Source organism: Alistipes muris, assembly GCF_943193205.1.
Lineage (GTDB): Bacteria > Bacteroidota > Bacteroidia > Bacteroidales > Rikenellaceae > Alistipes > Alistipes muris.
Window position 1 is genome coordinate 90,617 of record NZ_CALPDD010000009.1, and the last position, 8,398, is coordinate 99,014.

The following is an 8,398-nucleotide window of genomic DNA, read 5'->3' on the forward strand; positions in this document are numbered from 1 at the left end:
AAGAGTTTGGTTTCTTTGAAACTCTTTTTTCTCTTTCGTAATTTCCCGGAATGTCTCTTTTCAAGAATTTCCATTTGCCCGCGTGGTTGTTTGCGGGTGTTCTTCTCCTTTTCGCGGGATGCGGCGGGAGCGATGACGATTCTCTTATCGTCGTGCGGCTCGACGCAGAGACCGTGAATTGCAACACTACATCGAACAGAATCATCGCCGTCGGCGACGCCATGACGTTCGTCGCCACCATCCTCTCGCAGGACGTCGGCGATGCTTGGTGTTCGTTTTCTTCGTTCGATACATTGATCGAACCCCAGTTCTCCAAATCGGGTCATGTCGGTACCCCGATGAACCTCTACCTCCTCCGCAACGAGACCGACCAGGTCCGCGAGGCGCTCATCCGCGTAACGTTCGCCAACGGTTTCAGCGCCGATCTCACTTTAAGGCAGGGTGCTTTTTCGCCTACCGCCGACTTCGACCGTCAGTGGGGCGAGCAGCCTTTCTTCCGCGAGGGCGATACTTATATATATAAGACTTATTATACCACCCTCACCCGCGGCGGGTACGTCCGTAATTACTCCGTTTGTTACGATACCCAGAAGCGCGTTTCCCATTGGGTTGCTTATCCCTTGACAACCAATTATGTGACGCCTAATCTTGGGCGGCCTAAGCCCGAGCCGTGGGCCTACGATCCGAATAAGTATTTGCCTGTTATTCCGGAATCGGCGCAAGCCTATATTCTCCAAAGTTATGGTTCCGGCGATGCGCGCGGCCACCAGCTCCCGTCTGCGGATCGGTACAGCACCAAGGAAACTAACGCCATGACTTATTATGCGGTCAACATCATGCCTCAGAACGGCAATTTCAACGGCGGTGTTTGGTTGGATTTGGAGAATAAGGTTCGCGATAACATGACGCGCAATCCGTCCGATACGATTTTCGTGGTAACAGGAACTTATTTCGCCAGCGGACGCACGATTACCGACCGCGCAGGCAAGACGGTGGCCGTTCCGTCCAATTGTTGGAAGGTGTTGCTGCGCGGTTCCGGCGGCAAGGCTGTTTGGGATTGTTCTGCCGACGAGCTCTACGGCATCGGGTTCTGGTTCGCCAACGATGCTTCCAATACCGCGTCGTTGCGGAGTTACGCCACTTCCATCGCCGACATCGAGCGCAAAACCGGGTTCGCGTTCTTCCGCAACATCCCCGCCGGGGCTGCCGACGCCGTCAAGGCGCAGAACCGTCCCTCCGATTGGAGCCTATAAAATTATTCAATATCATCCGTCATGAAGAAAATCCTTTTCACAGGTCTGTTCGTCGTCTTGTTCGCGGCAGGCATCGCGCAGAAGCCGTACAAAATCGTCTTCTACAACTTCGAGAACCTTTTCGATACGGTCCGCGATCCCGACATCTTCGACGAGGAGTTCACTCCCGGGGGGCTCAAAAACTGGAATTCGGCCAAGTACAACAAGAAAATCGGCAACCTTGAGCGCGTCTTGTTCGACATCGCTGCCGCGGACCGTGATTTCCCCATCGTCATCGGCGTCTCCGAGATAGAGAACCGCAACGTCATGGAGGACGTCATCGCGCAGCCCAAGTTGGCCCCGGCCAATTATCGTATCGTCCACTTCGATTCGCCCGACGCACGTGGCGTCGACGTCGGTTTTTATTATCGGCCCGACAGGTTCAAGTTGGAGGGCAGCGCGCCCATTCCGTTCCGCATGCCCGAGTTGCCCAATTTCCGTACGCGCGACTTCGTCACCATGTGGGGAACCATCGAGGGCGAGCCCTTTTTCTTCCTCGTCAGCCATTGGCCCTCGCGTCTTGGGGGCAAGGAGGCTTCCGACCCCAAGCGTTTCGCCGCCGCCCGTCAGGTGCGGGCCATCGTCGATTCCGTCCAGCAGGCCAATCCCGCTACCAAGGTCGTTGTCATGGGCGACCTGAACGACGACGCTACCGACGACAGCATCGTCATCGGTCTGAGTGCCAAGGGCAAAATCAAGGATTTGCAGCCCGGCGACATGTTCAATCCCTATATCGCCTTGCTCAAGGCCGGTTACGGGACGTTGGCTTATCGCGATGCGTGGAACCTCTTCGACAACATCATCGTCTCCGGCAACCTCGTCGATGCGCCCGCCGGGACCCTGCGTTTGCTTTCCGTCGGTACTTCCAAGTTCTACGGCGGCATCTTCCGGCGGCCTTACATGCTCCAGCGCGAGGGTCAGTACAAGGGTTATCCCCTGCGTACGTTCGTCGGCAACAATTTCCAGGGCGGGTTCAGCGACCACTTCCCCGTCTTCATCTATATCGGCAAACAACAGTGCAAACAATAACCTTATGAAACTGAAATCTTTACTTCTCCTTCTCTTCGCTGCGGCCGTTTGTTCCGGCGCGTATGCGCAGGACGGCGGTATCCGTGGCAAGGTCGTTTCGCGCGGCAGCCGCGAGGCGTTGGGCAACGTGCGCGTCACGCTCGAATCCACCGGGTTGTCCGCCGTCACCGACAACAACGGTAATTTCGTCTTCGAGAACCTCCCGCAGGGCGATTACCGCGTCGCGTTCGAGGCTCCCGAGTTCGAGGAGCTCGAGTTGCGCGTCCGCGTCGGGCAGAACATGCGCGATTTGTCCGCGGTCGTCGTCTCGCCGTTGATGACTTCCGACGGTTTCGACGATTCGGTCTTCGCCGAGTTCGACAGCGATTCTTCGGCTTCCGACGAGCAGGCCCTGCCGTCGTCGCTTTCTTCGTCCAAGGACCTCTTCAACAGCGTCGCTTCGTATCGTTTTTCCGAGATGCGTTTCAACGTCCGGGGTTACGATTCGCAGTATTCCGACATCTACCTCAACGGTATCCGCTTCAACGACGCCATGACCGGTTACGGCCCTTGGTCTTTGTGGAGCGGTCTCAACGACGCTACCCGCAACCAGAATACCGTCGCCGGGCTCGCTTCGTCCGATTTCGGTATCGGAGGCATCGCCGGTATGACCAACGTCAACGCGCGTGCTTCCCAGATGCGTAAGGGGTTGCGCGTCAGCGTCTCCAACGGCAATCAGATGTATCGTTTCCGCGCCATGGTCTCCTATGCTTCCGGGCAGTTGGACAACGGGTGGTCTTACGGTGTTTCCGTCGGTACGCGCCAGGGGGGCAATGGTTACGTCGACGGGGTGTATTACAATTCCTATTCGTATTTCCTCTCCGTCGAGAAGCTCTTCCGCGACAGCCATCGGTTGGCCCTCACCGCTTTCGCTTCGCCTTCGGAGCGCGGCGCGCAGCAGGCTTCGACCGACGAGGCTTACCGGCTCTTCGGCAGCAACTATTACAATCCCAACGTCGGTTACCAGGACGGTAAGCTGCGCAATTCCCGCGTTCGCAATACTCACGAGCCTGTCGTCATGCTCAATTATACGTGGGATGCTTCCGAGCGTACCCGTTTGAACGCCGCTACCGCCCTGCGTTTCGGTAAGAACGGTTATTCCGCTCTTACTTGGAAGGACGCCAGCGACCCCCGCGGCGATTACTACCGTTATCTGCCTTCGTCGCTCCTCAGCCAGATCGTTCCCGGCGTCACGTCGCCCGAGACCGAGTACGAGTACCGTTTCCGCGCCCAGCAGCTCGCGCAGAATTTCACCGGTATGTTGCAATACGACCGTTTCTTCCGCGAGAACCGTTTCATCGACAATACCTTGGCCGACCAGTTCGCGTCCAGCACGGACGAGCAGTTCAAGAATACCATCGGTTCCCAGTTCCGTTCCAACCTCATCCTCGAGGAGCGCCACACCGACCAGCTCGACTATAACCTCGCGCTCGACGTCAACCATCAGATTCGCAATAATATGCAGATTGTCGCCGGGGCCAACCTCCGCGTCAACCGTACTTGGTATTACGACGAGGTGAAAGACCTGCTCGGCGGCGATTATTGGTACGACATCGACAAGTTCGCCGAGCGCGACATGTCGCACAGCGCTGTCAATTACCAGAACGATTTGGATTATTATTACCAGACCGGTCACGCCCGCATCGCCCGCGTGGGGGACAAAATCAGTTACAATTACCGCGCTCACCTGCTCGAAACCAGCGCTTGGGCGCTTTATACCTACGCTGTCGGCGGGTTCTCGATGAACGTCGGCGGTAAGGTCGGTTATTCGTCCATGCACCGCGAGGGTCTGTGGCGCAAGGGTCTGTTCCCCAACAATTCGTTCGGCGATTCCAAGACGCTCGATTTCCTCATTTACAGCGGTAAGCTCAATCTGTCGTACCGTTTCTCCGGTGCCCATTCGCTCGAAGCCGGGGTCGCTTTCATGCAGAACGCCCCCAAGTTCGTCAATTCGTTCGTCTCGCCCCGTACCCGCAATACGACTACGCCGGGCGTTTCCGCCGAGCGGATTTTCGGTGCCGACCTTACCTATAACCTCAATCTGCCTTATATCAAGGCGCGGGTTTCGGGTTATTACTCCGCCATGACCGACCAGACCAAGGTCATTTCGTTCTACGACGACGTCGAGCGTTCGTTCACCAACTTCGCCATGAGCGGTATCGACAAGCGTTATTACGGTGCCGAAGCTGCCGTCTCCGTGCCTATCTGGAACGGTATTTCCGCCGTCGGCGCCGTCAGCTGGGGCGATTACACCTATACGTCCAATCCCGATTTCATCCAGACCATCGACAACAGCGAGGTCGTCGCCCGCGGTGACCGCGTCAATTGGAAGGGCATGCACGTCGAAAGTTCGCCGCAGTTGGCCGTCAACGTGGGGCTCGATTACCGCGGCCCGCGCAATTGGTTCGCATCGGTCAATTTCAATTACTACGACAACCTCTACCTCTCGATGAACCCGTTGTACCGTACTTCGCAGGCGACGCAGTATTATTCCAACATCATCGCCAGCGAGGTCAACAAGCCCGACATGGACATCGCCAAAATCAAGGCTGCGGCCAAGGGTATCGAGGAGATGCGGGCCCAGGAGAAGTTCGGCGGGTTCTTCACGCTCAGCGCCAGCGTCGGCAAGAATTGGTACATCCGCCGTCAGTACATGTTGGGTTTCAGCCTCGAGGTCAAGAACATCCTCAACGACCAGGACATCCGCACCGGCGGTTACGAGCAGATGCGCCTGCGCCGCGTGCGCACTCCGGAGGGTGTCAAGTTCTCCCGCTTCGATTCCAAGTATTTCTACATGCTCGGGACCAATTATTATCTGAACGTCTATTTCCGTTTCTAACCTCGTTTAGCGATTCTGCATTATGAAAATCAATAAGTTATTTTTCGTCGCGGTGTTCGGCATCCTGTGCGCGGGGTGTTACAACGATTTCGATACGCCCGCTCCCGCCAAGGTCTGGACCGACGAGGATATGTCCGCGCTCGGGCTCGAACCCATTTCCATCAAGGAGATGAAGAACGTTTTCATCAACGAGTTCGGTTCGTTGGAGAACACCGGGTCCAACAATAGTTGGGCTGATACCAAAACCGTCAAGTTCGGGGCTCCCTCTACGTCCATCGAGGCCGATTTCTCCAACATCCGTTTCCGCGAGGACATCGCCAGCCGTTATATCAAGGGCAAGGTCATTTCCAGCGATGCGCAGGGCAATGTCTATAAGTCGCTCTACATCGACGACGGCACCGCCGCCATCGAGCTCAAGCTCTGCGGTACGCTCTACACTACTTTCAGGCTCAACCTCGGGACCATGGAAAGTACGTGGGTCTACGTCAAGCTCAAGGATTTCTACCTCGGTAATTACCGGATGATGCTTTCGCTGGGCGACGCTCCCTCCAATGCGCTCAATACGGGTCTGCGCGATAAGTATTACGCCAATTCCAATTTCGAGAGCGTCGATATGTGGGCCAATCTCAACAATCCCACTTTCAACCGCGTGCTCGCGGGTGGTCCTTGTCAGTTGGATGCTACCAATATCAAGGTCGTCAACGCTTCCAATTATGCCCAACTGGGGCAGGACGATTACGGTCGTCTGATTCGTTTCGAGGGGGTGAAAATCCGTTATGCCAACGTCACTTATCAGGACGAGGAGCGCGACGCCGAGGGCAATATCAAGCGCGACGCCGAGGGCAAGATTATCTGGGGCCCTACCATTACCGCTCCCGCGTTCGGTTCCAACGGCGACCCGTTCCCCAATTGGATCGTCACCGATTCGGGTTCGCCCGTCTTCAGCGCCTGGTATCATTGGGCTTATACGCGCAACAACGTCAGTCTCTACGGTGCCGTCCTCATGACTTTGAACGACGCCGCTACGGGGTCGGCTTCTCCCGGTGCTTACTCCATCCGCACCAGCGGTTATGCCCGCTTCTCCATGCAGCCCGTTCCGCGCAACGGTACCATCGGCAATGTTTTGGGTATCTACAGCATCTATTCCCAGCGGCTCAACGATTACGCGCAGTATCAGATTACCGTCAACCGCATCGAGGACCTCGAATTCCCCGAGGAATCGTTGCTCTCGCAGGAATGGATCGACCACAATACGCCCGACGCTTCCTACAATCCGCCCGTCAAGGACGGCAGCGGCGAGTACGACGAGTAGTCCCGTTTTCCCGGGACTGCGGTCTTTCCGCCGCGTTCCCGTTTTCTCCAAGAGGTGCCCGAAGGGCACCTCTTTTTTCGTGTTCTTATCTTTCCGCCCATCCCGACCGCCTCGTCCTGTTGCCCCTTCTTCTGCTATTCCGGATTCTCATCCACGTCATCCCGGATGCCCCCTCCTTGCCATTCTGGGTACCTTTCCCCTCTTTGTCATTTTGAGCGTCCTCTCTTTGTCATTCTGAGCGTCCTCTCCTTGTCATTCTGAGCGCAGCGAAGAATCTGTTTTCCTGCCCTGTCATTGCTGGAAGCAAAAGTGCGGGCGCCGTCGTAAATATTTTTCGTCTCTCGCTGTCGGATTCGCCGTAAAATCGTTACCTTTGTCTCCGGCAGTCTTCTCTCGGGGTTGCCGACATTCGGACTTAAAGCGCATCGGCTTTACTTTCTTACTGATGAAACTTGGCGGTTTTTGACGGTGTAGGAGTAGCAAGGTTGGTGCTCGCGTCGTTTTTCGGCGTGGGCATTCGTATTGTTCTCTACACCGGGTACGCCAAGACCTCATCAGTGGATCGTGCGAAGTGTCCCACGCTTTTTTGTTGTCCGGGAAACGATGAACCTAATCCGAATTCGATGAAGATTCTTGTTTGTTTGCTGGCCTTCGCGTGTCTGTGGGCGCCCGGCCGTTCCTTCGCCGCGCAGCGCGACAGCCTCGGGCACGGTCGTTTGGCCGTCGCTGCCGTTCCTTTGATCATGGGCGGTGCTGCCATGACTTTCTGCGACCGCGATTTCCGCGATTTGCGCAATAGTTACGCCGTCGGGTTCCGCCACGATTACGACGATTATCTCCAGTACGCGCCTTTGGCGTTCGCTTGGGGGTTGAAGGCTTGTGGCGTCAGGAGCCGCAGTTCTTGGGGGCGGATGATCGTCTCCAACGCCTTTTCCGCCGCTTTGATGGCTGCCATGGTCAATTCGCTCAAATATTCCGTGCGGGCCGAGCGCCCCGACGGCTCCACCCGCAATTCTTTTCCGTCGGGGCATGCCGCTACGGCTTTCATGGCTGCCTCTATTCTCCATAAGGAGTTCGGCCATCGCAGTCCGTGGTTCAGCGTCGGGGGGTACGTTGCCGCCGCCGCTACCGGCATCACGCGCCAGCTCAACAACCGCCATTGGATGAGCGACATCATGGTCGGCGCAGGCATCGGTATCCTCTCCGTCGAGTTGGGTTATCTCTTCGCCGATTTGATTTACCGGGAGCGGGGTATTGCCGACATCGGTTCTTTCCCCGATTTCGACCGTTTCCGGCGGCCGTCGTTCCTTTCGTTGCACGCCGGGGCTACTACCGCTTTGGGAAGTTATCCCGTCTTGTCCGGCAGGGAGGTCCGTTTCGCAGGCGGCCCTACGGTCGGGGTCCGCGGCGCTTGGTTCGCGACGCCTTACGTCGGGGTCGGCGGGCGGCTCGCCGTCGGCAGCATGCGGTTGGCCATCGACTCGGAGGCGCAGAACGAGTCGCAGTATGGGGCGTCGGTCGCCGTCGGGCCTTGTTTTTCCTATCCGCTCACGGCCCGTTGTGCCGTCGGGTCGCATTTGTCCGGCGGATACGAGTATTTCAAGCGGATGCGCAGTTCGTTCGGCGATTTGGGCGACCGCGGCGGTGCGTCGATAGGAACCGGGGTTTCCGTGACTTGCGTTGCCACGACAGGTTTCGGCGTGCGGTTTTCGGTCGATTACGACCTTGTTTCGCCCGTGCTCCGCGGGTCCGAGGAGTGGCTGCATAAGCTGACCGTCGGCATGGAGGTCTGCACGCTTTTCTGAGCAGTCGTTGTTTGCTGAGCCCGGCAAAACATTGGTGCGTAGTTCGCATAGCAAAACGTCCGCCGCTCGATTGAGCGGCGGA

Annotated in this window: 5 protein-coding genes; all 5 read left to right on the forward strand. The window is 57.1% G+C overall.

The window, feature by feature from the left end; genetic code table 11:
* The first annotated feature begins 50 nt into the window (after positions 1-50).
* The 5 genes from NFR47_RS06545 to NFR47_RS06565 all read left to right on the forward strand — a co-directional run bounded on the left by NFR47_RS06545 (position 51) and on the right by NFR47_RS06565 (position 8,316).
* Positions 51-1,253: a DNA/RNA non-specific endonuclease gene (locus tag NFR47_RS06545; RefSeq protein ID WP_251214769.1), complete on the forward strand. Its 1,203-nt coding sequence runs from the start codon at positions 51-53 to the stop codon at positions 1,251-1,253.
* Positions 1,254-1,274: 21 nt separating this feature from the next.
* Positions 1,275-2,321, forward strand: a complete 1,047-nt coding sequence (locus NFR47_RS06550) for an endonuclease/exonuclease/phosphatase family protein (protein ID WP_251214770.1) — start codon at positions 1,275-1,277, stop codon at positions 2,319-2,321.
* Between the two features lie 4 nt (positions 2,322-2,325).
* Positions 2,326-5,199 carry a TonB-dependent receptor gene (locus tag NFR47_RS06555; protein WP_251214771.1) on the forward strand — a complete coding sequence of 958 codons (2,874 nt, stop codon included), beginning with the start codon at positions 2,326-2,328 and terminating at the stop codon, positions 5,197-5,199.
* Positions 5,200-5,221: 22 nt separating this feature from the next.
* Positions 5,222-6,511, forward strand: a complete 1,290-nt coding sequence (locus NFR47_RS06560; RefSeq protein ID WP_251214772.1) for a DUF5689 domain-containing protein — start codon at positions 5,222-5,224, stop codon at positions 6,509-6,511.
* A 623-nt stretch (positions 6,512-7,134) separates the two neighbouring features.
* Positions 7,135-8,316 (forward strand): phosphatase PAP2 family protein, encoded by a 1,182-nt coding sequence (locus NFR47_RS06565; RefSeq protein ID WP_251214773.1) that lies wholly within the window; start codon positions 7,135-7,137, stop codon positions 8,314-8,316.
* The last annotated feature ends 82 nt before the right edge of the window (positions 8,317-8,398 follow it).

What these genes read in the sequence shown, in the direction of transcription:
- NFR47_RS06565 (WP_251214773.1), top strand. Translation starts at nt 7,135, where the DNA reads ATGAAGATTCTTGTTTGTTTGCTGGCCTTCGCGTGTCTGTGGGCGCCC.
- NFR47_RS06555 (WP_251214771.1), top strand. Translation starts at nt 2,326, where the DNA reads ATGAAACTGAAATCTTTACTTCTCCTTCTCTTCGCTGCGGCCGTTTGT.
- NFR47_RS06550 (WP_251214770.1), top strand. Translation starts at nt 1,275, where the DNA reads ATGAAGAAAATCCTTTTCACAGGTCTGTTCGTCGTCTTGTTCGCGGCA.
- NFR47_RS06545 (WP_251214769.1), top strand. Translation starts at nt 51, where the DNA reads ATGTCTCTTTTCAAGAATTTCCATTTGCCCGCGTGGTTGTTTGCGGGT.
- NFR47_RS06560 (WP_251214772.1), top strand. Translation starts at nt 5,222, where the DNA reads ATGAAAATCAATAAGTTATTTTTCGTCGCGGTGTTCGGCATCCTGTGC.